At 43.3% G+C, this 26,070-nt stretch carries 27 protein-coding genes; 12 read left to right on the top strand and 15 right to left on the bottom strand.

What is annotated here, in order from left to right; all coding sequences use genetic code 11:
* The coding region (locus FTU03_RS16100) for a hypothetical protein (protein ID WP_218951865.1) at positions 1-185 on the top strand (185 nt) is incomplete at its 5' end.
* Between the two features lie 278 nt (positions 186-463).
* On the opposite strand, the gene FTU03_RS11750 is transcribed toward FTU03_RS16100, so the two are convergent.
* Both FTU03_RS11750 and tyrS read right to left on the bottom strand, forming a co-directional pair.
* A complete protein-coding gene (locus tag FTU03_RS11750; protein WP_179993044.1) occupies positions 464-754 on the bottom strand; it encodes a hypothetical protein in 291 nt (96 codons plus the stop codon).
* Positions 755-1,252: 498 nt separating this feature from the next.
* Entirely contained in the window at positions 1,253-2,485 is a 1,233-nt protein-coding gene (gene tyrS, locus FTU03_RS11745) for a tyrosine--tRNA ligase (protein WP_161792066.1), read from the bottom strand.
* A gap of 63 nt (positions 2,486-2,548) precedes the next feature.
* Here tyrS and FTU03_RS11740 point away from each other — a divergent pair, with 63 nt between their 5' ends.
* On the top strand, positions 2,549-3,676 hold the full coding sequence (locus tag FTU03_RS11740; protein ID WP_179993045.1) for an anhydro-N-acetylmuramic acid kinase: 1,128 nt from the start codon (positions 2,549-2,551) through the stop codon (positions 3,674-3,676).
* A 102-nt stretch (positions 3,677-3,778) separates the two neighbouring features.
* Here FTU03_RS11740 and FTU03_RS11735 read toward each other — a convergent pair whose 3' ends face one another.
* The 4 genes from FTU03_RS11735 to FTU03_RS11720 all read right to left on the bottom strand — a co-directional run bounded on the left by FTU03_RS11735 (position 3,779) and on the right by FTU03_RS11720 (position 7,994).
* Positions 3,779-5,074 carry a lytic murein transglycosylase gene (locus FTU03_RS11735; RefSeq protein WP_218947162.1) on the bottom strand — a complete coding sequence of 432 codons (1,296 nt, stop codon included), beginning with the start codon at positions 5,072-5,074 and terminating at the stop codon, positions 3,779-3,781.
* A 718-nt stretch (positions 5,075-5,792) separates the two neighbouring features.
* Complete coding sequence (locus FTU03_RS11730; RefSeq protein ID WP_179993046.1) at positions 5,793-6,914, bottom strand: 5-(carboxyamino)imidazole ribonucleotide synthase; 1,122 nt, start codon at positions 6,912-6,914, stop codon at positions 5,793-5,795.
* A gap of 28 nt (positions 6,915-6,942) precedes the next feature.
* Positions 6,943-7,455, bottom strand: a complete 513-nt coding sequence (gene purE, locus FTU03_RS11725) for a 5-(carboxyamino)imidazole ribonucleotide mutase (RefSeq protein ID WP_004780321.1) — start codon at positions 7,453-7,455, stop codon at positions 6,943-6,945.
* A 197-nt stretch (positions 7,456-7,652) separates the two neighbouring features.
* The gene (locus FTU03_RS11720) at positions 7,653-7,994 is read right to left on the bottom strand and encodes a DMT family protein (protein ID WP_004780323.1); all 342 of its coding nucleotides are present in this window, start codon (positions 7,992-7,994) and stop codon (positions 7,653-7,655) included.
* A gap of 241 nt (positions 7,995-8,235) precedes the next feature.
* Between FTU03_RS11720 and mpl the strand changes: the two genes are divergently transcribed.
* On the top strand, positions 8,236-9,600 hold the full coding sequence (mpl, locus tag FTU03_RS11715) for a UDP-N-acetylmuramate:L-alanyl-gamma-D-glutamyl-meso-diaminopimelate ligase (protein ID WP_179993047.1): 1,365 nt from the start codon (positions 8,236-8,238) through the stop codon (positions 9,598-9,600).
* 347 nt (positions 9,601-9,947) lie between these two features.
* Positions 9,948-11,030 carry a zinc-dependent alcohol dehydrogenase family protein gene (locus tag FTU03_RS11710; protein WP_179993048.1) on the top strand — a complete coding sequence of 361 codons (1,083 nt, stop codon included), beginning with the start codon at positions 9,948-9,950 and terminating at the stop codon, positions 11,028-11,030.
* Between the two features lie 57 nt (positions 11,031-11,087).
* Here the strand turns inward: FTU03_RS11710 and FTU03_RS11705 are convergent, their stop codons facing one another.
* Positions 11,088-11,558 carry a BLUF domain-containing protein gene (locus tag FTU03_RS11705; protein WP_179993049.1) on the bottom strand — a complete coding sequence of 157 codons (471 nt, stop codon included), beginning with the start codon at positions 11,556-11,558 and terminating at the stop codon, positions 11,088-11,090.
* Positions 11,559-11,760: 202 nt separating this feature from the next.
* Here FTU03_RS11705 and FTU03_RS11700 point away from each other — a divergent pair, with 202 nt between their 5' ends.
* Entirely contained in the window at positions 11,761-12,114 is a 354-nt protein-coding gene (locus FTU03_RS11700; protein WP_104426804.1) for a hypothetical protein, read from the top strand.
* Here FTU03_RS11700 and FTU03_RS11695 read toward each other — a convergent pair.
* Positions 12,107-12,394: a GNAT family N-acetyltransferase gene (locus tag FTU03_RS11695; RefSeq protein ID WP_004780333.1), complete on the bottom strand. Its 288-nt coding sequence runs from the start codon at positions 12,392-12,394 to the stop codon at positions 12,107-12,109. The two genes, FTU03_RS11700 and FTU03_RS11695, sit on opposite strands and share 8 nt — an antisense overlap.
* Before the next feature lie 293 nt (positions 12,395-12,687).
* Here FTU03_RS11695 and FTU03_RS11690 point away from each other — a divergent pair, with 293 nt between their 5' ends.
* From FTU03_RS11690 to FTU03_RS11670, 5 genes are all read left to right on the top strand, one after another.
* Positions 12,688-13,881: a sugar transporter gene (locus FTU03_RS11690; protein WP_179993069.1), complete on the top strand. Its 1,194-nt coding sequence runs from the start codon at positions 12,688-12,690 to the stop codon at positions 13,879-13,881.
* A 331-nt stretch (positions 13,882-14,212) separates the two neighbouring features.
* Positions 14,213-15,178, top strand: a complete 966-nt coding sequence (locus FTU03_RS11685) for a TerC family protein (RefSeq protein WP_179993050.1) — start codon at positions 14,213-14,215, stop codon at positions 15,176-15,178.
* Positions 15,179-15,433: 255 nt separating this feature from the next.
* On the top strand, positions 15,434-16,753 hold the full coding sequence (guaD, locus tag FTU03_RS11680) for a guanine deaminase (RefSeq protein ID WP_179993051.1): 1,320 nt from the start codon (positions 15,434-15,436) through the stop codon (positions 16,751-16,753).
* A gap of 211 nt (positions 16,754-16,964) precedes the next feature.
* Complete coding sequence (hpt, locus tag FTU03_RS11675) at positions 16,965-17,492, top strand: hypoxanthine phosphoribosyltransferase (protein ID WP_004780337.1); 528 nt, start codon at positions 16,965-16,967, stop codon at positions 17,490-17,492.
* 175 nt (positions 17,493-17,667) lie between these two features.
* Positions 17,668-17,925 (top strand): GlsB/YeaQ/YmgE family stress response membrane protein, encoded by a 258-nt coding sequence (locus tag FTU03_RS11670; protein WP_034171345.1) that lies wholly within the window; start codon positions 17,668-17,670, stop codon positions 17,923-17,925.
* A 78-nt stretch (positions 17,926-18,003) separates the two neighbouring features.
* On the opposite strand, the gene FTU03_RS11665 is transcribed toward FTU03_RS11670, so the two are convergent.
* Together FTU03_RS11665 and dmeF are read right to left on the bottom strand one after the other, a co-directional pair.
* On the bottom strand, positions 18,004-18,702 hold the full coding sequence (locus tag FTU03_RS11665; protein WP_179993052.1) for a DsbC family protein: 699 nt from the start codon (positions 18,700-18,702) through the stop codon (positions 18,004-18,006).
* Positions 18,703-18,838: 136 nt separating this feature from the next.
* Positions 18,839-19,774: a CDF family Co(II)/Ni(II) efflux transporter DmeF gene (gene dmeF / locus FTU03_RS11660; RefSeq protein ID WP_179993053.1), complete on the bottom strand. Its 936-nt coding sequence runs from the start codon at positions 19,772-19,774 to the stop codon at positions 18,839-18,841.
* 56 nt (positions 19,775-19,830) lie between these two features.
* Between dmeF and FTU03_RS11655 the strand changes: the two genes are divergently transcribed.
* Both FTU03_RS11655 and FTU03_RS11650 read left to right on the top strand, forming a co-directional pair.
* Positions 19,831-20,094 (top strand): metal/formaldehyde-sensitive transcriptional repressor, encoded by a 264-nt coding sequence (locus FTU03_RS11655; RefSeq protein WP_179993054.1) that lies wholly within the window; start codon positions 19,831-19,833, stop codon positions 20,092-20,094.
* Between the two features lie 172 nt (positions 20,095-20,266).
* A complete protein-coding gene (locus FTU03_RS11650; RefSeq protein ID WP_179993070.1) occupies positions 20,267-21,412 on the top strand; it encodes an MFS transporter in 1,146 nt (381 codons plus the stop codon).
* 43 nt (positions 21,413-21,455) lie between these two features.
* On the opposite strand, the gene mnmE is transcribed toward FTU03_RS11650, so the two are convergent.
* The 5 genes from mnmE to rpmH all read right to left on the bottom strand — a co-directional run bounded on the left by mnmE (position 21,456) and on the right by rpmH (position 25,561).
* A complete protein-coding gene (mnmE, locus tag FTU03_RS11645) occupies positions 21,456-22,811 on the bottom strand; it encodes a tRNA uridine-5-carboxymethylaminomethyl(34) synthesis GTPase MnmE (RefSeq protein WP_179993055.1) in 1,356 nt (451 codons plus the stop codon).
* Positions 22,812-22,902: 91 nt separating this feature from the next.
* Positions 22,903-24,666 (bottom strand): membrane protein insertase YidC, encoded by a 1,764-nt coding sequence (gene yidC / locus FTU03_RS11640; RefSeq protein ID WP_179993056.1) that lies wholly within the window; start codon positions 24,664-24,666, stop codon positions 22,903-22,905.
* A 5-nt stretch (positions 24,667-24,671) separates the two neighbouring features.
* Entirely contained in the window at positions 24,672-24,992 is a 321-nt protein-coding gene (yidD, locus tag FTU03_RS11635) for a membrane protein insertion efficiency factor YidD (RefSeq protein ID WP_005233127.1), read from the bottom strand.
* A 9-nt stretch (positions 24,993-25,001) separates the two neighbouring features.
* Entirely contained in the window at positions 25,002-25,397 is a 396-nt protein-coding gene (gene rnpA / locus FTU03_RS11630; RefSeq protein WP_179993057.1) for a ribonuclease P protein component, read from the bottom strand.
* 29 nt (positions 25,398-25,426) lie between these two features.
* A complete protein-coding gene (gene rpmH, locus FTU03_RS11625; protein WP_000831329.1) occupies positions 25,427-25,561 on the bottom strand; it encodes a 50S ribosomal protein L34 in 135 nt (44 codons plus the stop codon).
* Between the last annotated feature and the right edge of the window lie 509 nt (positions 25,562-26,070).

The following is a 26,070-nucleotide window of genomic DNA, read 5'->3' as shown; positions in this document are numbered from 1 at the left end:
GGTGCATTCTAGAGGATTTCAGAATCATTGCAACCCCTAATTCACTATATTTTTCACGTATGTATCTTTTTTCTACGAATTTCGTTAAAAAATCACTTTTTTATCTAAATTTTGAGCATTTTTCTTCAATAAAAGCCGTATTTATTGCAATTCAATTTAAAACAGTAAAATTTATTAAGACCTGATAACTATCAAAAAACTGTGATTTTTAAATAAGACCATACAATTTAAGGGCTGTATCCAGAATTTTCCGAAACTTTCTTATATCAGGTTACACATTTTGCTGTTTTCTATCCGACTTATAGATATGGAGCTTTCTGTAAGGTTAAGATCTTAGCTGAATACAGATTTTTTCTTAACACCCGCTTTTAAGAAGCAAAAATGAGGATATGATCTTTCTAGATTTCAGATCATCCAGAAAGCTTACTTAAGCGCAGAAGAATAAGTAGAAGATTAAAATCGGTTAAGCCACATTTGAGTATCTATCTTTTACCCAATGCTGCATCACTTCCTCAATCACTTCTTTCTTGCCACTATAGTCTTCAGCAGCAAACAATAATTTGGCCCGACGTGGCAAACGTTCTTTGACTAATGAAAAGAGTAAATAGTGGGAGGCAAGATCTAATTGCTGAAATAAGGTCTGTGCCTGATCAAAAGATTTTTGTTTCTGCTCAGCAGACTCATATTCGAAGAGAAAACGCAAAATGAAATCGATGTCTTCATCAAACATCTGTTCAGTCTGGTATTGATACACCTTATTTACCTTTCTTTTTATAGATGGATTGAGATTCAAAGATGATTCATTCATCTCACCATGGATTTAACCTTAATCCAAGCTGATTCATCCATCTTTGTTTTGAATTTATTGAAGATTGAACATATAGCCAGACAACACCAATAAAAAAGGAAGAGATCTCTCCCAAAATCTCTTCCTTAGAATTGAATCTTTACCCGATCCATTATGTCATTATTATAGTTATTCACATTATATTAACTTGTCTCTTCACTTAGAGACCTGATCAATTATGGAGTTGTCTGTTATTGATCATTACCCTCTAGATATGCTTTTCACGGAATCTCTAGACGAATAAATCTTATACACAAAAAACCAGAAATGCAAGCCAAATGGCAAAATTTAAATGTTGTTTTTATAAGGTTTTTTTTGAATTTCTATATTTATATAATTCATATACAACTTAAAAAATAAAAGCAGGCCGAAGCCTGCTTTTATTTCAATAACTTAGAACCAGCCTTAGTCAACGAAGGTCACTTTTGCAATTGCTTTTTTGCTGGCCTGAATAATTAAAGTTACGTTCTCTTTCACAGAAAAAGACGCATCAACCGGTTTCCAGTCCACTTTTACAGTGCCGCGGCCTAAGGCATCTTTAGCTTGAGCAGCATTTTTGGTTAAGCCAGCTTCACGTAAAATTGAAGTAATGAAGATCTCACCACCAAATTCACCACGTGAAATGGTCACTTCTGGCGTACCTTCAGGCAGTTCACCTTCAGTAATGATATTACCTGCACCTTTATGGGCGTGAGCAGCAGCTTCAGCACCATGGAAACGTTCCACCAGTTCCAGCGCAAGAATGCGTTTCACTTCCTGCGGGTTACGGCCTTCTTCGATTTCTTTCAGTAAGCCTTGGATTTCTTCTATAGACTTGAAGCTGAGTAGATCGAAATAACGCTCAATCAATGAATCTGGCATAGACAGTACTTTCTGGTACATCGCGCCAGGTGCATCAAATACACCAATATAGTTGCCTAAAGATTTAGACATCTTGTTCACGCCATCCAGACCTTCAAGAATTGGCACAGTGATACACACCTGCGCTTCCTGGTTATAACGGCCTTGCAGAGTACGACCCATCAACAGGTTAAAAGTCTGGTCTGTACCCCCTAACTCTACGTCAGCTTCCAAGGCGATTGAGTCATAACCTTGAACCAGTGGATATAAGAATTCATGAATCGCAATCGGTTGCTGATTGTTATAACGCTTGGTGAAATCATCACGCTCTAACATACGTGCAACTGTTTGTTGTGATGCCAATTGAATCAGGTCAGCTGCAGTTTTTTGTGCAAACCATTCCGAGTTAAACACGACTTTGGTTTTGTTTGGATCAAGAATTTTAAATACTTGTTCTTGATAAGTTTTTGCGTTTTCTAGCACCTGCTCACGTGACAATGGCGGGCGGGTTGCGCTCTTACCCGTTGGGTCACCGATCATCGCAGTGTAGTCACCAATCAGGAAGTACACTTCATGACCCAAGTCCTGGAATACTTTTAATTTATTGATTAAAACTGTATGACCTAGGTGCAGATCCGGTGCAGTTGGGTCAAAACCCGCTTTAATTTTTAAAGGACGATTCTGCTTTAATTTCTTCAGAAGGTCTTCTTCAGAAATAATTTCGTGGGTGCCTCGTTGGATGAGGGCAAGTTGTTCTTCAGCCGGCAGGAAATTTGACATCACAAAATCCAAATACATCAGTTATTCAATTTGTGCGATATACTAACACTTTTTCAGCACATTGCAGGCTTAAGAATAATCATGACAGCGATCTATATTGGGGTAATGACCGGCACAAGCATGGATGGTGTCGATATTGTTGCTGCTTCTTTTGATCCACTTCAGCTTCATGCCACCCTCACCTTGCCTTTTGATCCCGATCTTCGTGATGAACTGATGGCACTGACTTTGCCAGATGACAATGAAATCGACCGCATGGGCAAAGCTGATGTCGCACTGGCACAGATGATTGGTCATGGCATCAATGCGCTGATTAAAGAAAATAATTTAGATCGATCTCAAATCAAGGCGATTGGCTCACATGGTCAGACCATCCGCCATCGCCCCGAACATGGCTTTACCCTGCAAATTGGTGATCCGAATATCATTACTGAAATCACCCAGATTCCGGTCATTTCCGATTTCCGTCGTCGTGATCTGGCTGCTGGCGGCCAAGGCGCACCTTTGGTTCCCGCTTTCCATCAAGATATTTTCCAGCATGACAGTATTCACCGCGTGATTCTGAATCTGGGCGGCATTGCCAATGTGAGTATTCTGCCGGCAGGTCAACCGGATCAGGTGTATGGCTTTGATACCGGCCCTGCCAATATTCTGATGGATGCCTGGTGTCAGCGTTATACCGGCCAGCCTTTTGATGAAAATGGTAATTGGGCGGCTTATGGCACGCCAATCCGTAGCCTATTAGATCGATTACAGGAACATGAGTTCTTCTCAAAAGAGCCACCCAAAAGTACTGGCCGCGAAGACTTCAATCTGGAATGGCTGGATGAACAAATTGCCGACTGGCGCAATGACCTTCAATATGATGAACTTGAAGATACACCAGAGAATGTGCAAGCTACTTTAATGAAGCTCACTACCCGTGCGATTAAAAAAGCCATTTACCGTTCCGGTCTGGATACCGGTGAAGTTTATGTTTGTGGTGGTGGTGCCTATAATTCACATTTATTGGAACAGTTACGCTGGCGTTTGCGTAAACATCATTGGAGCGTACAAACCACAGCCGATCTTGGCTTAAATCCGACTTGGGTAGAAGGCACGGCTTTTGCCTGGCTGGCGATGCGTTTTATGAATCAACTCAGCGGCAATCTGCCGGCTGTGACAGGCGCATCAGGTTATCGTGTTCTGGGCACGATTACCTCTGTATAAGAGCAGCTTTAAACTCACTATATATAGTTATAAAAAAGGTCTGCATATTTGCAGACCTTTTTTATGATGAAGATCTATATTTAGATCATGTCTAAATTCTTCCTAACGCATCATGAGTTTGGCATTTTCATTTCTAAATGCACGCAGGATTTGCTGGCCCGCACGACCGGTCGGGCTTAAACCCAGACGGTTCTGTTCCTGACGAATCGCTTGGCGGGTTTTATCTCCAATCAGACCATCCACCTCACCAATATCATAGCCACGGTTTAACAGGAATTGCTGGATCTCGCGACGTTCCGCACGTGACGTACCCGGATCATCGGTTGGCCAAGCTGCCTGGATGCTTCCTTTACCTTGTAAGCGGTCAGATAAATGTGCAATCGCTAAAGCATAACTTTCTGCTGCATTATAGCTATAAATAGCATCAAAATTCTTAAAGACTAAAAATACCGGGCCATTTTCACCTGCAGGTACCAATAAGCCAGCCTGAGAAGATTCTGATAAATTGCCCTGCAATAGCGAAGTACCGTCAGCGCGCACCACACCACGGTTCATCCAGCTACTCAGTGATTTTTTATTGCGTCGGCTTTCGCCTGCAACAGACATGCCTTGTGGAATTTTTACTTCAAAGCCCCAAGGTTGGCCAGTCTGCCAGCCACGTTTTTTCAGGAAATTGGCTGTAGAAGCCAGTGCATCAGGAATACTGCTGACTAAATCACGACGACCATCCCCATCAAAATCAACCGCCAGCTCATCATAAGTCGATGGCATAAACTGGGTGTGACCAAATGCGCCTGCCCATGAACCTTTGAGCTGGCTTTCATAGACATCGCCACGCTGTAACAGTTTCATAGTGGTGAAGAACTCACCACGGAAATAACTTTGACGACGACCTTCACAACTCAAAGTACCCAAGGCCTGTAATAAAGGATACTTCCCGGAAATATCACCAAAATTACTTTCTACGCCCCATACGGCTACGATGGTTTCTGCCGGTACTCCATAGGCTGTGCTAATCCGGTTTAATACCTCACGATGTTGCTGCAGTTTTTGTCGACCCAGTTGTACACGTTCTTCATCCACCAGTCCGGACAGATAATCCCAGATCGGAGTCGAAAACTCAGGCTGATAATTCAGCTTTTCAATCACAGAATAATCGGGTGTTAAATTTTGCGTATAACGATCGTAGGTTGAACCACTTACGCCTTGTGCAATCGCCTGACTGCGCAAATTGGCAAGACAATTCTGAAAATTATTTTGGGACGCATAATTGACGGGGCTGCTCGGAACAGAGGATATATCCGTTGATGTCACACGCTGACCATTAATAATCAGTTCTGCCTGTGCCTGTGTAGCAGCTAAAACCAAAGAACCAACAAAAAGTGCAAGCCGTTGCATAAGACCCTTAAATATTTAGATTTTGAATTATGTTTCTACCTTAGCAGCTCATGACGAAAATTAAAGCGCCAATGCGTAAATTTAAATTCATAATTCCTACACTTTTGAATTCATTTTGTAGCTTTTAAATTTAAAAACTTATCCACAAGTCCATTTTAAATTCAAATCAGGCTCATTTTTTAAATTTAAATTCAAAACTCAGGAAATTACTTTTGAATTTAAAAAATGATTGTGGATAACTTGTCTTTAGATCAGGACTGCTCAATCAGCCAAAGGCTTCTGGTATATAGTATTTCTATTTTAAATTCATTTTTATTAGAAGTAACTATATTTAAATTCAGAACTTTGAATTCATTGATCAGCTTTTAAATTTGAATTCATATTTTTGAATTTAAATTTAAGCAGCGAAGTTTAAATTCAAAGTTCATTTTTAAATTTGAATTTATTTTTATGAATTTAAATTCAAAATCTATTTCCAGTTTTAAATTCAAACTCAATATTAAGTTTATCCACAAGTGAATAACCCAGAATTCAGCCCAAAATAGCAGCGAATTAAATTATTATATTTATACTCAATTGATCAGTTTATAAGCAATTGATTTTAAAAATGATCCGACCAATGGCAGGGGATTTTTAAAGAGGCGCAATCATGCCTGAATCTGGACAAATAAAAAAGCGATCACCGAAGTGATCGCTTTTTTTATCAGCAGCTTAAAGCTTAGATGGTCATATCTTCGCTCAATGCCAATGGATTCGGTAAAATCTTCGCCAGTTGACGGCATAAAGTGGTCAGCTGAGCGCTGTCTGTGGGCATCAAAGTGATGTGACCAATCTTGCGACCTTCACGTTCTGTTTTATTGTACAGATGCAGGTGTGCGCCTTCTAAAGTCAGGACATCTTCAGATTTGGGATGCTGACCGATAATGTTCACCATCACGGTTGGACGCACCACTTCAGTTGAACCCAGTGGCAGACCTGCGACCGCACGAATATGGTTTTCAAACTGCGAGCAGACAGCGCCTTCAATCGACCAGTGACCTGAGTTATGCACACGTGGTGCCATTTCATTTGCATACAGGCCTTTGTCTGTCACAAACAGCTCAAGGGTCAAGACACCCACATAATTCAAGTGATTGAGCAGGCGAGTGATGTAATCCTGCGCGACTGGCTGCAGATCCGCACTATTGGGTGCCGGAACGATGGAATGCGACAGGATGCCATTATGGTGATGATTTTCAGCCAATGGCCAGGTTTTGACATCACCATTTTGACCACGTACCGCAATGATGGATACTTCACGCGAGAAAGTCACAAAACTTTCGGCAATCAATTCACCAGCAGGGCCGAGTTCCGCCCAGGCCTGATCAATCTGATCTGCTGAACGTAGAACGAACTGGCCTTTGCCGTCATAACCACCACGAGAGGTTTTTAGCACGATCGGTAAGCCAAGCTCAGCAACGGCCGCCTGCAAGCTTTCGACTGAAGTCACCGCTTTATATGGTGCAACCGGAATTTCCAGTTCATCAAATAGTGCCTTTTCAGACAGACGATGTTGTGCGATAGCTAAAGCCTGACGAGGCGGATGCAGATCTTTGTTTTGCGTTAAAACGTCGACATCAGCTAGGGGTGTATTTTCAAACTCCAGGCTGAAGACATCTGCGCTATTGATGAAATCCTGCAAGCCATTTACAGCTTTTGTTGAGAAAACCGGACCCAAAGCCGCAGAAGGGCAGTCCGTATTGGCTTCAAAGAACGTACATTGAATATTTAGAGGTAGTGCGGCTTGTGCCATCATCCGACCTAACTGGCCGCCACCAAAAATACCGATGGTTTTATCCATTGTGTTTGATCCCGTATTAAGCTTGGACTTACATTTGACCTGGAATATTGTTACTTGCGACTTTCTCGGTTTGTGCCGCGCGGAAATCTGCGACATTTTTTGCGATCTCTGGACGGGTTAAACCTAAAATCTGTGCTGCCATAATGGCTGCATTGGTTGCACCGGCAGGACCGATCGCCAATGTTCCTACGGCGATACCCGCTGGCATTTGCACGATAGAAAGCAATGAATCGACACCATTTAAGATCGAAGATTTGACGGGTACACCCAGTACTGGCAGATCAGTTTTGGCTGCACACATACCTGGTAAATGCGCTGCACCACCTGCACCGGCAATAATCACCTGAATACCACGATCACGCGCTTGTTCAGCATATTCAAACAGACGGTCCGGGGTACGGTGTGCGGAAACGACTTCGGCTTCAAATGGGACACCAAGCTGCTTGAGCATTTTGGCAGTGTGTTCGAGAGTTGCCCAATCTGATTGAGAACCCATGATAATACCTACGAGAGGAGTATCTTGTGCAGCAGCCGCATTCATTGCAAATTTTCCAGAGATTAAAGTAAGAAAGATAAATCTCGACGAGAGAGCCAAGCTTGAATAGGAATGCATATTATAGACTGATTTTTCAGCTTCATAAAATTTAACGGTCAAAGCAAGGCTCGATTTTTCTTATTTTTTTATTGGATTCTTAAAAACTGGAATAAAAATAGGGAAGTAGTGGCTAGTAGATGATTTCAGGAACTGCGGAATACAAAATAGACACAGCCACAGAGACATAGCGCTGCCCATAAATAATCCAGTTTAAACGGCTGTTTGAACAGAAAAATCATAAAGGGAACAAAGACCAGTAGAGTGACGACTTCCTGAGTAATCTTCATTTGACCCACCGCCAGTCCCTGTTGGGCTAATAATTTGGTCGCTGGAATCATCAGGCTATATTCAAACAAGGCAATGGCCCAGCTAAATAAAATCGCCTGCCACAGCGGTGCATCATGCGGCAGGAATTTGAGATGTCCATACCAGGCCAGGGTCATAAAACAGTTGGCAATCACCAGAAGAAATAGAGCCGGTAGCATCTGCATGCACTCTGCAAAAAGTTCGGGCTTATTTTACGATTTATTTTGCCAAAAGATATTCCGGAAGCTTGAAAATTTCCCTGAATTTGTCTGTGAAACAGGATTTAAAAAATCCCGCAGGAATGCTTGAACTTTGACTATCTTTTCGGTCAAAGCCTTGCTATCGTTGCTTGCAAATCGAATAAATCATGGCAACAGCACCAGTACAAAGTGATGTGTCAGGCAAAATGGAGTGAATTAGATGCATCTGCATATTTTGGGTATTTGTGGCACCTTTATGGGTTCACTGGCATTACTGGCACGTGATCTAGGCCATAAGGTGACAGGATCGGATCAAAACGTTTATCCACCGATGTCGACCCAGCTGGAAAATGCAGGCATTACTTTAATGCAGGGCTACGACCGCAGCCATTTACAGCCGCATCCGGACTTGGTGATTGTCGGTAATGCCATGAAACGTGGTATTGATGCGGTGGAATATATGCTCAATGCCGGTCTACCATATGTTTCAGGTCCACAATTCCTGGCCGATCATGTGCTGCAAGGCAAGCATGTTCTGGGCGTGGCCGGCACCCATGGTAAAACCACCACCACCACCATGCTGGCCTGGGTGCTGGATCAGGCCGGTCTGGAACCGGGCTTTTTGATTGGCGGTGTTCCGCTTGGCTTTAAAGAAAGCGCGCGTTTAGGTGGTGGCAAATACTTCTGTGTTGAAGCCGATGAATACGATTCTGCTTTCTTCGACAAGCGCTCCAAGTTCGTACATTACCATCCTAAGACGGCAATTCTAAACAATCTGGAATTTGACCATGCCGATATTTTTGATGATCTGGCAGCGATCCAGAAACAGTTCCACCATTTAGTGCGTACCATTCCAAGTGAAGGCCGCATTATTACGCCAATTACTGAAACGAATATTGATGAAGTGCTAGAGCAGGGCTGCTGGACGCCTGTGGTTCGTACTTCATTAGATGCCAATGAAAAATCTGAGCTTTATGCTGAACAGCTTTCAGAAGATGGTTCTCACTTCAAGGTGCTGCAACACGGTATCGTGAAAGGCGAAGTGAAATGGAATATGACGGGTCAGCATAGTGTAGCCAATGCACTAGCAACGATTGCTGCTGCTGAACATGTCGGTGTCTCTATTGAAACGGCTTGTGAAGCACTTTCAAACTTTGGTGGTGTTAAGCGCCGTATGGAACTGCTGGACACTGTATGCGGCATTGAAGTCTATGATGACTTTGCCCATCACCCAACTGCAATTGATACCACCCTTGAAGGTGCACGCAAGCGTTTAGGTGAACGTAAGCTGTGGGCGATTATTGAACCACGCTCCAATACCATGCGTATGGGCAGTCATAAAGATGGTTTGGCACATTCCGCGCGTCTGGCGGATGAAGTGATCTGGTATCAACCTGAAGGTTTGGACTGGGATCTGCAACCGGTAATTGACGCTGCGCCAAATAAAGCTGTAGTCGCACGTACTCTGGATGAGATTATCCAGACCGTAGTGGCTGAAGCAGGTGAGGGCGATGCCGTGGTGATCATGTCCAATGGCGGTTTTGGCGGGCTACATCAGAAACTGATTGGCGCTTTAAAAGCTTAAAAATTTATATGAAAAAGCCCGTAATAGCGGGCTTTTTTATTTTAAAAATTAAATTCGCTTTCTATCTTTTCTTAAGAAAATTGAACTTCATTCAAGTTCAAATCAACTTTCTTATTTCACTATTAAAACAGCTAAAATTTATCTTTCTTCTTTTCATTATCTTTTGTTGCAATCTGAACATAAGACTCATTGCAGTCTTTGAGTGCTCTAGGCACAATCAATAAGAACAACAGCATTTCCATTCTCTTTCATTCTCCACCCTCCTGATTATTTTCCAAGGTACAAAGTCAGCAAAAAAATAGCTTTATCTCTCTTGTTCAGACCCTCATTCCCTTAGGAGATCTGTCATGACAACAATGAAAGCCATGGTTTATTACGGCGCCAATGATATCCGCTTTGAAGAGCGTCCCATTCCCCAAATTCTGCAACCTACTGATGCCATTATCAAACTTAGCAAAGTCACCATTTGTGGTACCGACCTCGGGATCTGGAAAGGTAAAAACCCCGAAATTGAAGAGGTCGCAAAAGAAAAAAACGGCAGCTTTAATGGCCGGATTCTCGGTCATGAAGGTATTGGTATTGTGGAAGAAGTCGGTTCCGCAGTTCAAAACTTTAAAAAGGGCGATCGGGTGATTATTTCCTGTGTCAGCCGCTGCGGCACCTGTGAAAACTGTCAGAAACAGCTGTATGCTCATTGTAGAAACGAGGGTGGCTGGATCATGGGCTATATGATTGACGGCACTCATGCCGAATATGTCCGAACCCCATTTGCCGATACTTCTCTCTATCACCTACCAGAAGGTCTGAATGAAGATGTTGCGGTCTTTCTTTCCGATATTTTGCCGACCTCCCATGAAATTGGTGTGCAATATGGTCAGGTCAAACCGGGAGACAATGTAGCGATTGTCGGTGCCGGCCCGATTGGCATGAGTGCCTTGCTCACTGCCCAGTTTTATTCTCCAGCCAATATCATCATGGTCGATGTCGATGATAACCGGCTGGAATTTGCCAAAACTGTCGGGGCCACCCATACCGTGAATTCAGCCAATGAGGATGCTATTCAACGTGTACTGGAACTCACTGATGGGCGAGGGGTGGACTGTGCTATTGAAGCGGTGGGCTTGGAAGCCACCTGGAATATTTGCCAGCACATTGTGAAAGAAGGCGGCCATCTGGCCAATGTCGGTGTACATGGCAAATCCGTCAATTTTGAACTGAATAAACTCTGGATTAAAAACCTGACCATTACCACAGGTCTGGTCAATACCAATACCACCGGTATGCTGCTCAAGACCTGCTGTTCCGGCAAGTTACCACTGGAAAAACTGGCCACCCATCACTTCAAGTTTGCTGAATTTGAAAAGGCTTATGATGTGTTTAAACATGCTTCTGACGAAAAGGCTTTAAAGGTCATGATTGAAATGACTTAGATCATTATCGGCAGCAAAAAAGTCCGCTATGCGGACTTTTTTATTTTTTAGCATCAATTAAAAATAGGGAATATAACCACGCTGTTTATAACCTTGAGGAGAAGCAAGATTGGCCTGATTTTCATCCAGACGATAGAGCAGCTCCAGGAATCCACTCAACTGTTCCTGTTGCAATGCATGAGGTTCAAACTGACCTAAACCTAAACGTGAAAATAAAGAAGAAATTTCACTATGTTTATGGACATATTTCATCGACCATTCCGAGAAATGTGGACGTTCTACCGTTGCATCCTGAAAGCGAAGCACCTGATGATGGCGTGGATCACGGCAAATGCTCTGAAACAGATTTTCTACCGCCTCTGCTTCACCTTCCAGACATTGAAAAAACTTGCCGTGGGAATAATATAAAACCCCGTTAATCTGATGAGCTTTATTAAATTTTCTCGCTACAGATAATATATCGCTAAGATCCTGTAATAACTCTTGTTCAGATTCTATCCGCTCACTGGCGTAGCAAAGCTGTAGCATAAGGTCATCTCACTGAAGAAAGAATTAAAAGCATAATTTAATCAATTATTTTAATTTAAGTCGATCATTTTTTAAGCAAATATCCGTTTTTGCTTACATTGTTTTAGGTTTGCTTTTCCAAAGAAAACTTCTAACAATTACCTCCTGAGAGGAAATCAATGATTTCAGATATATAGCGATAATGATGAAGGAGTGAAACCTGATGTTAAAAGATCTGATTTTCACTGTAGCGTTGTTGTGTATATGTTTTATGCTTTTGATTATGCTGAATGAGATGGCCTTGACGACCGAGACCAACATTTTGCTCAGTTCAGTTTTTGTAGGCTGGACACTTTTACAGTTTGTTCGCCGTCGTATGTTTTTTTATATCAGTGTAAGCCTGATGATAGGAATACTTACGCTGTTAGGCAAATATGAAGAAGTGTTATGGAACAGCATAGGCCTGATGGCAGGTTATGGCGTATATAACCTGCTGCAGCGTATTTCTGTACCTGCACTTAAAGGCAAATTACAACATATCTCTATCTTGGATAAGTTTAATTCAATTGCTAAATAGCAGCTGCCACATCCTGTAGGCTGCGATCACGTTTAAACATGACATCTACATAGGAACACTGGGGAATAATTTTTAAGCTATTCTTGCGGGCAAAGTCGACCAGCACATCCAGCATTTTGCGTGCTACACCTTGACCGCGTAGGGAATTATCTACCCAGGTATGATCAGCCACGATGGTCGATGCTTCTTGCCACTGATATGTAATTTCAGCAAGACGTCGACCATCTTCCTCCATAAAAAATACACCGCCGCGTTTTGAATCTTGATGTTGAATGTCCATACTGAAGGCTGATCCCTTAATAAAATTATTGGTTTATTTAATTTAAAACATCTTCCTGAAGAAATAATATGAATTATTGTTAAGTTTTTAATATTGGATGAAATTTTTTATTTTCTTTCATCATTTCCTGTGATTTTTTTTCAAATATTGATAACTTTTTATTTCTCTATTTTGCCTGATTGAGGGTGATGCAGTTTGAGTCATCGCATGTCACCCCAAAAATTTAATTTTAACTACTCCCTAATTCAGAATGACAGGATTAGAATGCAGCATCTTTTTGCATGCAACTTCGTATGTCTGACTCATCTTCCGCTTCTTCTGTCACCAAGCAATGGATTGGTGTCATCGCTTTAGCCTGCGCGGCTTTTATTTTTAACACCACCGAATTTATTCCTGTGGCATTACTGAGTGGAATCGGGGAAAGTTTTGCCATGTCCGCCACTCAGGCCGGTATCATGCTGACCATTTATGCCTGGATCGTGGCCCTACTATCTCTTCCGATCATGCTGCTCACTAAAGCCATAGAACGGCGTTTTCTACTGATGCTGGTCTTTGCGGTCTTTATTTTAAGTCATGTGCTGTCCTATTTTGCCTGGAGTTTTAGCACGCTGGTGATCAGCCGGATAGGGATTGCCATCGCACATGCCTTGTTCTGGTCGATTACCGCTTCACTCGCGGTTCGGGTCGCACCGAAAGGTAAAGAGTTTCAGGCACTTGGTTTATTAGCCACAGGAACGGCGATGGCGATGGTGCTCGGTATTCCATTTGGCCGGATGATTGGTGAGGCGTATGGCTGGCGTAACAGTTTTGCCCTGATTGCGTGTCTCGCATTGATCATTTGCCTGATTCTGGCCAAAACCTTGCCATTGCTTCCAAGTGTCAATTCAGGCTCCCTCAGCAGCTTAAAAAGCCTGATCAAACGTCCAAGCCTGATGCTGGGCTTTGCCCTCACCATTCTGGTGATTACGGCGCAGTTTACCGCTTATAGCTATATTGAACCATTCTCCCTGAATATCGCCCACTTTGATTCAGCCCAGACCACAACTTTACTTCTGGTTTATGGCGGGGCAGGATTCCTAGGCTCCTATCTGTTTGGTCGTTTTACTGCGCAGTTCCCAAAAATGACTATTCCTGCTTTTACTTTTGGATTGGTTATTTCCATGCTGCTGTTATTACCACTGTCGAGCACAGTCACAGGCCTCTCTGGCTTATCTCTGCTGTGGGGTTTGAGCATCATTGGTTTCAGCCTGGCCCTACAATCTAAAACCCTGAATCTGGCTGCAGATGCTACAGATGTTGCCATGGCCATTTATTCAGGCCTGTATAATGTCGGTATTGGCGGAGGAGCTTTGCTTGGCAGTATAGTCACGCTTCAGATTGGACTATCGAGCATTGGCTGGGCCGGAGCAGGGCTGGCGATCCTTGGATTTCTGCTTAGTCTTTATTTGGTTCAGCGCCTAGACTTTTTGCCCAAAGCCGCTGATTAAACGCTGCTTTTTGTAAAATAATTTGTGATTATGCATAAAATCTGTCATGCTCATCTGATATTGAGCAATTGCTCAAACAGAATTGAGTTTGAACAAGGGGAGTAGCCTCCTCCAAACGTTTAAAAATGAAATTTCAGTTTTTAAACGTGTCAGAATATCGTCATTACACTTTGCAAAAAGTCGGTATCTGAGCATCTTGAAATGCCACTGGATCTCCTCCAGTAGAGCACAAAGATGTAGGCAAGACCTTGATCATGTTGTTATAGATGTTTTTCATCTGGCAGCTGGTCAAGGTTTTTTTATGGCCAGTCGTCCGATGTGGAGAATTCACATGGAAACAATTGGTACGCTCTGGCTGTATCTTGTCTTTTTCGCAATTGTCGCCGTCATGCTGGTGATCGATTTTGTCGGCTTTAAACATCAGCATGGTCAGGAAGTAAAAGTCCGTACCGCTGCCTACTGGAGTGTTGCCTGGGTCAGTATAGCGACTATGTTTGGCGGTGCATTATGGCTGTATCTGGAACAGACTTCAGGGGCTGCTCTGGCAAACCAGAAGGTGATGGAATACTTTGCCGGTTATTTGCTGGAAAAATCTCTGGCAATTGATAATGTCTTTGTCTGGCTGATGATCTTTGCTGCCTTTGCTATTCCTCCTGCACTGCAACGCCAGCTGCTGCTCTATGGCGTTTTGGGTGCCATTATTCTGCGGACCATCTTTATTTTTATTGGCGCATGGTTCGTACAGGAGTTCTCGTGGATTCTGTATATCTTCGGTGCCTTCTTGGTGTATACCGGTTTTAAATTCCTGCGCGGTCAGGGAGAAGAGCATACCAATATTGAAGATATGGCAGTTCTGAAATGGCTACGCAAACATATCCGGATTACGCCGCAAATGCGTGGCAATAAATTTTTTGTGCATCAGAACGGTGTCCTGTGGGCAACGCCATTATTTCTGGTGCTGATTCTGGTGGAAGCTTCTGATGTGATCTTTGCGGTAGACTCGATCCCAGCCATTTTCGCTGTCACCACCGATCCCTTTATTGTTTTAACAGCGAACCTGATGGCGATTCTGGGTCTGCGTGCCATGTTCTTCCTGCTCGCTGGTGCTGCATCAAAAATGTACTATCTGCCTTATGGCCTCGGGATCATTCTGGTCTTTATCGGCTTCAAGATGCTGATGCTGGAAGTATTCCATATGCCGATCTGGATTTCCCTGAGCTTTATTGTCATTGTGCTGACGATTACCGCATGGTTATCAATCCGTCATAGCAAAAAATACAATGAAACAGCGCTATAAATAATTGCTTCGTCATTCCTGATAAGTCCGCAAAATGCGGGCTTTTTTTATTTCAGGCCAGTGATCGTTTTGGCTACTTTAATGAACATCATTTTATTTATTTAAGTCTTATTTAAATATCTCGTGATAATTACTCTGATCTTGGCTGCTATTTTGCATTGTTAAAATTTGGGGATTTTTAGTTGCGTATTTCCCCTACAAGGTAGAACTTTTCAGCTACAATCAATCGAAAAAATTACAAAGTGCAGGTTTTCAATGTCTTCTCACATTGCAACGACAGCCATCCGCGGTCGTTTCCTCGATATCCAGAATACAGTTGCCCAAGCACGTGAAATTCACGACCAAGTGCGTTATATAGAAGATGGTTTACTCATCATAAAAAATGGAATAATCCAGTGGTTTGGCTCATGGCAGGAAGGTCAGCAGCAGCTCCCTGAAGGTCTGGATATTACTTATTATCCTGAACAGCTCATCATTCCGGGTATGATCGATACCCATATCCATTTCCCGCAAACTGAAATGGTCGGTGCTTATGGGGAACAGCTACTAGAATGGTTAAATACTTATACCTTCCCGACTGAGATCCAGTTTCAGGATCCGGCGTATAGCCAGAAAATTGCACAGTTCTTTATTCAGGAATTGCTGAAAAATGGTACAACCACAGCTTTGGTGTTCTGTACCGTTCATCCGGCTTCGGTAGAAGCACTGTTCGAAGCGGCTACAGCACAGAATATGCGACTGATAGCCGGTAAAGTGCTGATGGACCGCCATGCACCTGAAGCCCTGACCGATACCGCAGAATCTGCCTATAGCGACTCCAAAGCCCTGATTGAGAAATGGCATGGTAAAGGACGTAATCTTTATGCGATTACGCCACGTTTTGCTCCGACCTCAACGCCTGAACAGCTGGAAAAAGCAGGGCAGTTAAAAGTCGAATATCCAGATATTTATGTCCATACTCATCTTAGTGAAAATAAAAACGAGATTGCCTGGGTAAAAGAACTCTTTCCGGAACGTGAAGGCTATCTGGATGTCTATCATCATTATGGGCTGACCGGCGCTAAATCCGTATTTGCGCATTGTGTGCATCTGAAAGAAGGGGAGTGGGATTGTATGCATCAAACCGACTCTGCGATTGCCTTCTGTCCAACCTCAAACCTGTTCCTGGGTAGCGGTTTATTTCCGCTGAAGAAAGCCTGGGATAAAGGCGTGAAAGTCGGCTTAGGTACCGATATCGGGGCAGGAACCTCCTTTAACCAGCTACAAACCCTGAATGAGGCTTATAAAGTACAACAGCTGCAAGGAGAAAAACTTTCGGCTTTTGAGTCGCTATATCATGCGACCCTAGGTGGTGCGAAAGCCTTAAGTCTGGATGACCGTTTGGGGAATTTCAATATGGGCAAAGAAGCAGACTTTGTGGTGCTGGATCTCAATGCCACCGCTTTACAACAACTACGGCAGAGCAGAGCCAAAAATATTGAAGATACCTTTTTTGCACTGACCATGCTGGGAGATGACCGTAATATTGCAGCAACTTATGTCTATGGACAGGCTGTCTATGTCAAGGCCCAATAAATCGCGTCAGCGTAGGATCATTTTGGCTGCAATCTTCGCCGTCTGTGTCTTTGCGCTGAAGAGAGATTCACAGCAGCTCAAAAATTGATTACATTTACAGCAAGTAAAACAGGTGCATCTCAAGCAAGGATGTATTAAAATTGCTGCAATTCAGGTGTTGCAGGTCAACACCTTTTTTATTTTGCTATTTTTATTTTTTAGGTATCTACCCATGACCGTTCAAATGAGCGTAATGATTTCCGCTGAAGAAATTCAAGCTAAAGTCAAAGAGCTTGGTGCTAAAATCGATGCACACTATGCCAATAGTGACAAAGAGCTTGTACTTATCGGTTTGTTACGCGGTTCAGTGATTTTCATGGCAGACTTGTGTCGTGCCATTACCAAGCCACATGAACTCGACTTCATGACTGTATCCAGCTACGGCGGCGGTACGATTTCGAGCCGTGATGTCAAAATCCTGAAAGATCTGGACGGTGAAATCCGTGGTAAAGATGTGCTAGTGGTTGAAGATATTATTGACTCAGGTAATACCTTAAGCAAAGTCCTGGAAATCCTGCAAACCCGTCAGCCAAACTCAATTGAACTGTGCACTCTGGTGAGCAAACCTTCACGTCGTGAAATCGAGCTGGAAGTAAAATTCTTGGGCTTTGAAGTCGAAGACAAGTTCATTGTTGGTTACGGTCTGGACTATGATCAAAAATACCGTCATATTCCATTTATTGGTGAAATCGGCCTTTAAGAACCGGTTTAAAAGAAGTGGCTTCGTGCCACTTTTTTTATTTCTTGAATCATTTCAGTAACACAGCAAACAAAAACGCAACAGCCCGTTGCAGGACATGACTTTTTTCAGTGCTTTTCTTGCCGCAAGATAAACATGACGTAAAAACAAAGACATGATAACAAGGAGTATGCTGATGTGGTCAATTATCGTTGCGATTGTGGTGGGTTTTATTGCGGGTCTGGTTGCACGCGCGATTCATCCTGGTGATGACAAGGCTGGATTCATTGTTACGACCCTGCTGGGGATTGCCGGTTCACTGGTTGCGACCTTTGCTGGACGTATGCTGGGCTTGTATTCCCAAGATTCTGCCGCAGGCTTTATTGCCTCAGTGATTGGTGCCGTAGTCATCCTATTTATCTATAATATGGTGACCAAACGTAAACGAATCTAAGCTCTGCTTGGAATAAGTTTCTTTCATAAAAAGAGCACCTAGATAGGTGCTCTTTTTTTATTGAGCATAGTCAGAATTTTACAGGCCGAATTCTTTGAAACCTTGTTCAATCTGTTCTGCTGGCTGAGCGCCCATGACTTTAAAACCATTCGAGAAAATAATCGCTGGTGTGCCATTTACACCGAGTGATTGTGCCAGCTGTTTATTACGTTCAATCGGGTTGGCACAGCTCTTTTTTGATTTAGGTTGTATACCTTGACCAATCAGGTCTTCCCAAGCCTGTGCTGGATTTTTTTCACAATAAACCTGTTTGGACGGCGCAATTGACTGCTGTTTTAAAGGCAGAATGAAGGTATAAATCGTGACATCTTTGAGTTTTTTCAGCTCTACTTCAAGTTGTTTACAATACGGGCAATTTGGGTCAGAAAAGATGGCAAGCTGACGTTTTCCTGTCCCTCTGACTGATTTAATCGCATCCTGTAGCGGTAACTTTTTCCAGTCGACACTGTTTTGTTTGAGTAATAAATCCTGAGTCAGATTATGCTGGTCCTGAATACGGAACATTGAACCAGCTAGGAGATGCTGGGCATCTTCATTCAGATAGACAATCTGCCCCTGCATGGAACCGCTATAGATTCCTTTCATTTCGGTGGGCTGAATATTTTCAATTTTCAGGTTGGGACTGTTTTTTGCCAGATTGGCTTTAACTGTATTCACATTGGCAAAGCTAAGGCCAGGGAAGAGGGTCAAAGCCAGCAGCATATTTCTTATTTGCATGAATGTCCTGCTCAGGTCCAAGTTAAATGTGTTTCGATTTTAGTCTTTTTAAAAAGAAAATTCTGACTATTTTATGTAGCCTGATGTTCAAATCGAACTGATCAATCAATCATGTTTCACGTGGAACATTGCCCCTTTAATACTGATTCACTTCCACCGAGATATGCACGATTTCGTCATGAATAGAGATCGCCTCACGGATTTGATCAGCACTAATAGGGATTCCTGTTTGAACGGCAACAAAACAGGAAAATTTACCTTTACCGACTCTCGATACATGCAGGTCAGTTAAGTGTAGGTCGTTCCCATATTCAGCAATGACTTCACGTATTTCTTCGACCACTGGGGCATCCATATCGGCATCCAGTAAAGTCTTGGCACTTTGCTTTAGCAGGCCAACCGCCCAGCGTGCAATCAGGACTGAGCCGACCAGTCCCAGTACTGCATCGAGAAAATCCCAGCCCATATATTTTCCAGCAAACAAGGCAATAATGGCCAGAACAGAAGTCACGGCATCAGCAACCACATGCAGAAAGGCCGCTTTATGGTTCAAGTCATGATGACCATGATTATTATCATGCTCGTGATGGGAATGTCCGTGATGATGATCATGGTGATGGTGCCCATCATCATGCAGCAACCAAGCACAGGCCAGATTAATCAATAGTCCTAAAATCGCGATTGGAATGGCTTCGCTATAATGAATCTGAACTGGCGAAAATAGACGTTCTACTGAATGAATCGCCATAAAACCGGCTACTACAAGCAATAAAATTGCACTGCTATAACTGGCCAGAATTTCAATCCGCCAAGTACCCATATTAAAGCGGGGATCATTCGCATAATGGCGGGCCGCTTTATAGGCAAAGTAAGCCAGCCCCAAGGCCAATACATGCGAGCCCATATGCCAGCCATCAGCAAGTAAAGCCATTGACTGGAAGATCCATCCCCCTAATACTTCCAGCACCATCATGACGGCAGTCAGAATCGTGGCAAACAGAATCTTTTTCTGTGCGAGTGGATTACCTTCATCAAATTGATGGCTGTGCGAATTGGCGGTATGTTTTTGCATAAAAGGGAACTGTTATTAATACTCCCCCCTAGTATATTTATTTTTGGAGATTTGTGGTGAGTCATGTACATGATGATAAAAAAATATTAAACCGGGTACGGCGCTTGCAAGGTCAGATGAACGCCGTAGAGCAGTCTCTCCAGAATCCTGAGACAGGCTGTATTCAGGTCCTGCAACAGGTTGCAGCCGTTAAAGGTGCCATAAACGGTTTGATGAATGAATTGATCGAAACCCATTTAAGAGAGCATGTCATTGGAGAAGCTGCAGTCAATGAAGAAAAACTGGCTGAGTTTTTAAAATTATTAAAACGTTATGGCTGATTGTTTAGCTCAATATTTTTGTTTTGTTTACAGCAAGATAATTGACCGCTTTTTCATCTAACCGATACACTGCCACCCATTCTCTTCTTTCTTCCACATCATTCTTTTTAAAGTGTGGTGAAACTTTTACGGCAGCTACATGACAGAAAATATCTCATGGCGACCTTTCGCCATGGTCAGTCTTGCATTGATTATGGGTACCATCGGTACAGCACTGGCAAGTCCGCTTTATCCCATTTATCAACAGATCTGGCATTTATCGCCAAGCCAGATTACCTATATTTTTGTCGCCTATATGTTTGGCTGTCTGGGTACCTTGTTATTCCTGGGACGTACCAGCAACACGATTGGTTTCTTAAGAACCCTGCAAATTGGTCTGGTATTTATTAGCATTGGCTTGGTCATTTCAGTCTTTGCCGAGAATGCGCTGATTTTGTCGGTAGGCCGTTTTATTATTGGTATTGCTTCAGGTCTGATGACCACTTCAGCAATGCTGGGCATGATGCAAACCATTCCAGAGACTCATAAGCAGCTTGCACCGCAGCTGGTATCGATTCTGACGGCCATAGGCTTTGGTTTGGGGCCGTTTGTGGGTGGAGTGATTGCGCAGTTCTCTCAAACCCCATTAATTACTCCATACCTCCCAATTATTCTTGGGGCAGTGCTGTGTTTTGTCGGATTATTCTGGCTAAAAACACCTGCTTTTGAACGCCAGCCTTTTAGTATTGCACCGAAATTACTGCGTCCTGAACCTCAGTATCATGCTGTATTCATGATTGTGGGATTGACTGCATTTAATGCCTTTGCTGCTTTCAGTTTATTTGCTTCACTGTCACCGTCTTTTGTGCAGGATATCTTACCTTGGCATGGTCCTTTGGTCAGTGGTACCGCCATTACCTGCATTTTGCTGATTTCTGCTGTGGTGCAGTTCTTTGCTAAAGCTGTTCCTGCAAAGAAATGTCTGAATATTGGCTTGATGATTATGCTGGTGAGCTTGGTTAGCCTTGCTCTTTGTATGATCCTTAAAGCAAGTATCTTGTTCTTCGCCAGTGATATCTTATTCGGGATTGGACATGGTTTTGCCTTAATGGGCGCATTCGGTGTGATTCATGCGATCACAACCTTGCAAAATCGGGCAGCCGTGATGTCGACTTACCTGTTTATTGGCTATTTGGGCACGATTGTGCCGATTATCGCGGTGGGGTATCTGGCTGATCACTTCGGCTTAGGATTTGCCGTGATCAGTTTCTGTGTGGCGATCAGTGCACTCTGTCTAATCCTTTGGTTATGGCATCAAAAATTGCAACTAAAAGCCTAATAAAAAAGCCCACATTTGAGGGCTTTTTTATATAACTTAAGGATTATTTTCCAATACAGAACGATCCAAAGATCTTGCCCAGCAGGTCATCCGCACTAAAGTCACCCGTAATTTCGCCCAGCGCATTCTGTGCCAGACGTAAAGACTCTGCGACCAGTTCACCTGCGTTATACACTACAAGTTGCTCACGGGCTTCAGCTAGATACATCTGAGTGCGCTTCATTGCGTCTAAATGGCGGGTACGGGCAATAAAGGTATCTTCTTCAGGCTGGAAGCCTGCATGCGCTGTAATCGTATCTATGAGCGATTGAACGCCAGTTTCCTGCTTGGCTGAGACAGTAATATGACGGAAGCCGTTAAAATCCCCCATGACAGCATCGGCACCGGTCAAATCGGCTTTATTCCCAATCAGGATCAGACGTTTTGGCTCGAGATGCTCGGCAAAATATTCTTGAGCGAGTTGTAATGGGTCATCACCTTGGCTCAGGTCATAAACCAGCAACAGCAGATCGGCCTGTTCAATTTCTTTAATCGCGCGGCGAATGCCTTCTTTTTCCACGATATCGCCGGTTTCCCGCAGACCAGCAGTATCGGTCAGGGTAATCGGCAGGCCATTCAATGTGATCTTTTCATGCAATACATCACGGGTTGTCCCTGCAATATCGGTCACAATCGCACGTTCATTACCTGCTAGGGCATTGAGCAAGGAAGATTTACCTGCATTCGGTTTACCGGCAATCACCACTTGTAGACCTTCGCGCAGTAACTGACCCTGACGTGCAGATTGCTGAACCTGAGTGACGGCATTCGCCACGCCATCCAGCAGATTTAAAATCTTGCCATCCGCCAGGAAGTCGATTTCTTCTTCAGGAAAATCAATCGCCGCTTCGACATGCAAACGCAAATGAATCAGCTGTTCTAATACCGTATTGACCTTAGTCGAGAATGCCCCTTGTAGAGAACGCACTGCAGACCGGGCAGCCGCTTGGGAGGTCGCATCAATCAGATCGGCAATGGCTTCAGCCTGTACCAGATCCAGCTTGCCATTCTCAAAGGCACGCATCGAGAATTCACCGGCTTTGGCTGCAGTGGCACCCAGTTCCAGCAAACGGCCCAACAGGGCATTTTGAATCACCGGGCCACCATGCCCTTGCAGTTCCACTACATCTTCACCGGTAAAGGAATTCGGATTCGGGAAGCAGATCACCAGACCTTCGTCCATTACTTCACCGGCTGCATCATAGAACTGACGGAACCCGGCAAAACGGGCTTTGGGCAAATCTTTTTGGCTCAAGGCCTGGGCAATTTCATAAGACTTGGGACCCGATAGGCGAATGACACCTACACCGCCACGTCCTGGGGGAGTTGCAATCGCAGCAATCGTAGTTCGGTCGAGCATAACATTCACCTAGAAAAACTTAAAAATACAGCAAAAAAAATCCGCTCAAGATTACCATCTTAAGCGGATTTATTCAGCCCATCAGTACAACTTAGTTGACTGGTGTTGCCTCATCGCGTTTAGCACGGTCTTTGGCAACAGATTTGTTGATCAGTGTTTGCTGCAAGATTGTGATCAAGTTGTTCACAATCCAGTACAACACCAAACCTGCCGGGAAGAACAGCAAGAATACTGTAAAGATCACTGGCATAATCTTGAACACTTTCGCCTGCATTGGATCAGTTGGCTGCGGATTCAACATCTGCTGAATATACATGGTCGCACCCATGATCAATGGCAGGATGAACCAAGGATCCATTGAAGATAAATCTTGGATCCAGAACATCCATGGTGCATGGCGCAGTTCTACAGATTCCATCAGTACCCAGTACAGTGCCAGGAAAATTGGCATTTGCAGTAACAATGGTAAACAGCCAGCAAGTGGATTCACCTGCTCACGTTTGTACAGTGCCATCATTTCCTGAGAGAAGCGCATACGGTCTTCACCGAACTCTTCTTTCATGCGTTGCATTTCAGGTGCAATCACACGCATTTTCGCCATAGAGCGGTAGCTCTTCGACGACAATGGCCACAGGATCAGTTTCACCAGTACGGTTAACAGGATGATTGCCCAACCCCAGTTACCCACTAGACCATGGAAGAACTCAAGACCAACAAACAGCAGTTTGGCAATTGGCCATAACCAGCCATAATCTACAGTCTGGTTCAGACCAGTCGCTAGGTCTTTCAGCTCCGATTGAACTTTTGGACCAGAGTAGAAGGTCGCATCGATTTCAGCTACGGTGCCTGCAGGCACATTGAAAGTTGGAGAAGTAAAACCAATGATATTCATGTTATCAGTTGATTTACGTGATTCCAGCTTCGCACTGTAGGCTTCACCATTGGCTTGAGTCAATTTCAGGTTACCTGGCACCCAGGCACTCACGAAGTAGTGCTGCACCATCGCAACCCAGCCGCCTTTGGCTTCGGTATTCAGTTTTTCTTCAACAAAGTTGTCAAATTTTAACTTGTTGTAGTTTTCATCCGGTGTACCCCAAGCGCCGCCCAGGAACGTTCCCAGTGTGAAGATACCCTGATCAGATTTACCTGGATCTTCGGAATTGTCACGTTTGATCTGACCGAACATCTGACCTTGCCAGGTCTGGCCGCTGCGGTTGACCACTTTGTGATTCACAACTACCGGATATTCACCTTCAGTAAAGTTGAAGGTTTTAATGACTTCTACACCATCAGCCGTTTTAAAGACCATAGGTACAGAAAGTACTTTGACAGTTTCGCCATCTTTATTTTTAGCGGCTTTGGCATCTGCCAGTGTATAAGCCGTTTTTTCCAGCTCATAGGTTGGACGGCCACTACGGCTGCTGTCCGGTCCATTCAGACCGATCAGGCCCGACTGAGCGACATAAGTCCGTTTCGCATCGCTTTCCAGCATGACGAACGGTTCATCGCTGTCTTTATTCTTGTCATGATTGAGTAATTCAACACGAACAATATCACCACCTTTAGGATTGATCCAAAGATGATAAAGGTCAGTTTGTACTGAAATAAGCTGCTGACTTACAGGTGCGGTGGCATCCGTTGCTTGCTGCGCTGGCATATTTGCTTGTGGCAGATCAGAGGCGGTCGTCGCCGTCTGAGCATTTGGCAAATCTGCAGATACTTCATGTGAAACAACCGCAGCTTCTTGCTGTGGTTTGGTTTCAGCATTGCCATAATCTTTTTGCCACGCCAAAATGAGCAAATATGCGACAACAAACATGGCTCCGAGAATTGCAATCCTGGCCCATTGTTGCATATGTATTACCCCAAGTGGTTAGAGTGATTTTGGTTCAATAAACGATCACGAAAGGGTACAGCAACGTGAAGCGTTTGAGAATCTATTTGCTGAAATGAAATAAAACGAATCGCTTTCGGGGGAACCGGATCATATCCAGAGCCACCCCACGGATGACAACGGCAAATACGCTTAGTAGCCAGCCACACACCACGTACAGCTCCATGTGTATGGACTGCTTCCAAGGAATATTGAGAACATGTTGGAATATAACGACAGCGTGGTCCCAATAAAGGACTAATCGCAATCTGATAGAAACGTATTAACCAATGCAGTAAACGTACCATTGGCCATCTCTACTTTTGTGGGGAGGATGATGCTATTTTGGAATGCTTTTTGGCAAGATGGTTGAGTTTCTGCCAGGCAAATTGTAATTGCTGATGCAACTCTGCGTTCGGCACTGCTTCTATACCTACTTTAGGCATAACCACAATATCCAAATCATCTAGTTGCTGTTGATGCAGGCGAAAACTTTCGCGAGCAAGTCGTTTTACTCGATTTCGTTCGTGCGCACGGCGCACTTTTTTCTTGGCAACAACTAAACCCAAACGGCTGTTTGGCAGTTCGGAATGTTTTGCAAGAAAAAGGAAATGGGGTTGATGCACTTTAAAAAGCGCACCATCAAAGACTCCTTTATAATCTGCAGCACAGCGTAAACGAAGCTCTGTACCAAAACTATAAAGTGTAGTCATAACACCCAAAATCGGCAAAGCCTAACTGATTAAACAGTTAAGCTGTGACGACCTTTTGCACGACGGCGAGCTAGAACTTGACGACCAGCTTTAGTAGCCATACGAGCACGGAAACCATGAACGCGTTTACGCTTTAATTCAGATGGTTGGAATGTACGTTTCATATTGAAACTCCAAAAATGATCTTTCTATAAAGGTCCGCGATTTTAGTGCTCATTGCTTGAGCTGTCAATGCAAAAGCCACTTTCTTTTCAAATAAGACTGAAATCAAAATTGTAAATAGGGATTAAAAAAATTGTATTCAAATACCTATATATAAGTTAACCACAATATAACTATCTGTTTTAAAATTAAATATAAGTTATTAACACTTATATCAACATAGTTATCCACAACTTATGTGAAATCTAAATTTAACTCCTGAGTTTTGAATTTAAATTTAAACTTTTCTCAGTTATCCACAAAAGAATCGAATCTTATAAATAAATTCAAATTTATAAATTTAAATTTATTACTATTAGGGTGGACTTTTTCTGTGGAAAAGCTAATTTTGTATTAAATAAACAAAAACTTAGTTTGTGGATAAAACTGTTTTTATTAATTTTATACTTTGTGGATAACTTTGTGTTATATTTTATCCACAGCTTGCGGATAAACTTATCCACACCAGCTT

Origin of the sequence: Acinetobacter sp. YH12046, from assembly GCF_013419905.1 — a bacterium.
Lineage (GTDB): Bacteria > Pseudomonadota > Gammaproteobacteria > Pseudomonadales > Moraxellaceae > Acinetobacter.
Note: the sequence above shows the minus strand (reverse complement) of the source record. Positions and strands in the feature narration are given on the sequence as shown.

What these genes read in the sequence shown, in the direction of transcription:
- FTU03_RS11710 (WP_179993048.1), top strand. Translation starts at nt 9,948, where the DNA reads ATGACAACAATGAAAGCCATGGTTTATTACGGCGCCAATGATATCCGC.
- FTU03_RS11650 (WP_179993070.1), top strand. Translation starts at nt 20,267, where the DNA reads ATGGTCAGTCTTGCATTGATTATGGGTACCATCGGTACAGCACTGGCA.
- FTU03_RS11690 (WP_179993069.1), top strand. Translation starts at nt 12,688, where the DNA reads ATGTCTGACTCATCTTCCGCTTCTTCTGTCACCAAGCAATGGATTGGT.
- FTU03_RS11695 (WP_004780333.1), bottom strand. Translation starts at nt 12,394, where the DNA reads ATGGACATTCAACATCAAGATTCAAAACGCGGCGGTGTATTTTTTATG.
- rpmH (WP_000831329.1), bottom strand. Translation starts at nt 25,561, where the DNA reads ATGAAACGTACATTCCAACCATCTGAATTAAAGCGTAAACGCGTTCAT.
- rnpA (WP_179993057.1), bottom strand. Translation starts at nt 25,397, where the DNA reads ATGACTACACTTTATAGTTTTGGTACAGAGCTTCGTTTACGCTGTGCT.
- FTU03_RS11730 (WP_179993046.1), bottom strand. Translation starts at nt 6,914, where the DNA reads ATGGATAAAACCATCGGTATTTTTGGTGGCGGCCAGTTAGGTCGGATG.
- FTU03_RS11735 (WP_218947162.1), bottom strand. Translation starts at nt 5,074, where the DNA reads ATGCAACGGCTTGCACTTTTTGTTGGTTCTTTGGTTTTAGCTGCTACA.
- mnmE (WP_179993055.1), bottom strand. Translation starts at nt 22,811, where the DNA reads ATGCTCGACCGAACTACGATTGCTGCGATTGCAACTCCCCCAGGACGT.
- FTU03_RS11700 (WP_104426804.1), top strand. Translation starts at nt 11,761, where the DNA reads ATGTTAAAAGATCTGATTTTCACTGTAGCGTTGTTGTGTATATGTTTT.
- FTU03_RS11665 (WP_179993052.1), bottom strand. Translation starts at nt 18,702, where the DNA reads ATGCAAATAAGAAATATGCTGCTGGCTTTGACCCTCTTCCCTGGCCTT.
- dmeF (WP_179993053.1), bottom strand. Translation starts at nt 19,774, where the DNA reads ATGCAAAAACATACCGCCAATTCGCACAGCCATCAATTTGATGAAGGT.
- FTU03_RS11720 (WP_004780323.1), bottom strand. Translation starts at nt 7,994, where the DNA reads ATGCTACCGGCTCTATTTCTTCTGGTGATTGCCAACTGTTTTATGACC.
- FTU03_RS11670 (WP_034171345.1), top strand. Translation starts at nt 17,668, where the DNA reads ATGTGGTCAATTATCGTTGCGATTGTGGTGGGTTTTATTGCGGGTCTG.
- FTU03_RS11705 (WP_179993049.1), bottom strand. Translation starts at nt 11,558, where the DNA reads ATGCTACAGCTTTGCTACGCCAGTGAGCGGATAGAATCTGAACAAGAG.
- hpt (WP_004780337.1), top strand. Translation starts at nt 16,965, where the DNA reads ATGACCGTTCAAATGAGCGTAATGATTTCCGCTGAAGAAATTCAAGCT.
- purE (WP_004780321.1), bottom strand. Translation starts at nt 7,455, where the DNA reads ATGAATGCGGCTGCTGCACAAGATACTCCTCTCGTAGGTATTATCATG.
- mpl (WP_179993047.1), top strand. Translation starts at nt 8,236, where the DNA reads ATGCATCTGCATATTTTGGGTATTTGTGGCACCTTTATGGGTTCACTG.
- yidD (WP_005233127.1), bottom strand. Translation starts at nt 24,992, where the DNA reads ATGGTACGTTTACTGCATTGGTTAATACGTTTCTATCAGATTGCGATT.
- tyrS (WP_161792066.1), bottom strand. Translation starts at nt 2,485, where the DNA reads ATGTATTTGGATTTTGTGATGTCAAATTTCCTGCCGGCTGAAGAACAA.
- FTU03_RS11740 (WP_179993045.1), top strand. Translation starts at nt 2,549, where the DNA reads ATGACAGCGATCTATATTGGGGTAATGACCGGCACAAGCATGGATGGT.
- FTU03_RS11685 (WP_179993050.1), top strand. Translation starts at nt 14,213, where the DNA reads ATGGAAACAATTGGTACGCTCTGGCTGTATCTTGTCTTTTTCGCAATT.
- guaD (WP_179993051.1), top strand. Translation starts at nt 15,434, where the DNA reads ATGTCTTCTCACATTGCAACGACAGCCATCCGCGGTCGTTTCCTCGAT.
- yidC (WP_179993056.1), bottom strand. Translation starts at nt 24,666, where the DNA reads ATGCAACAATGGGCCAGGATTGCAATTCTCGGAGCCATGTTTGTTGTC.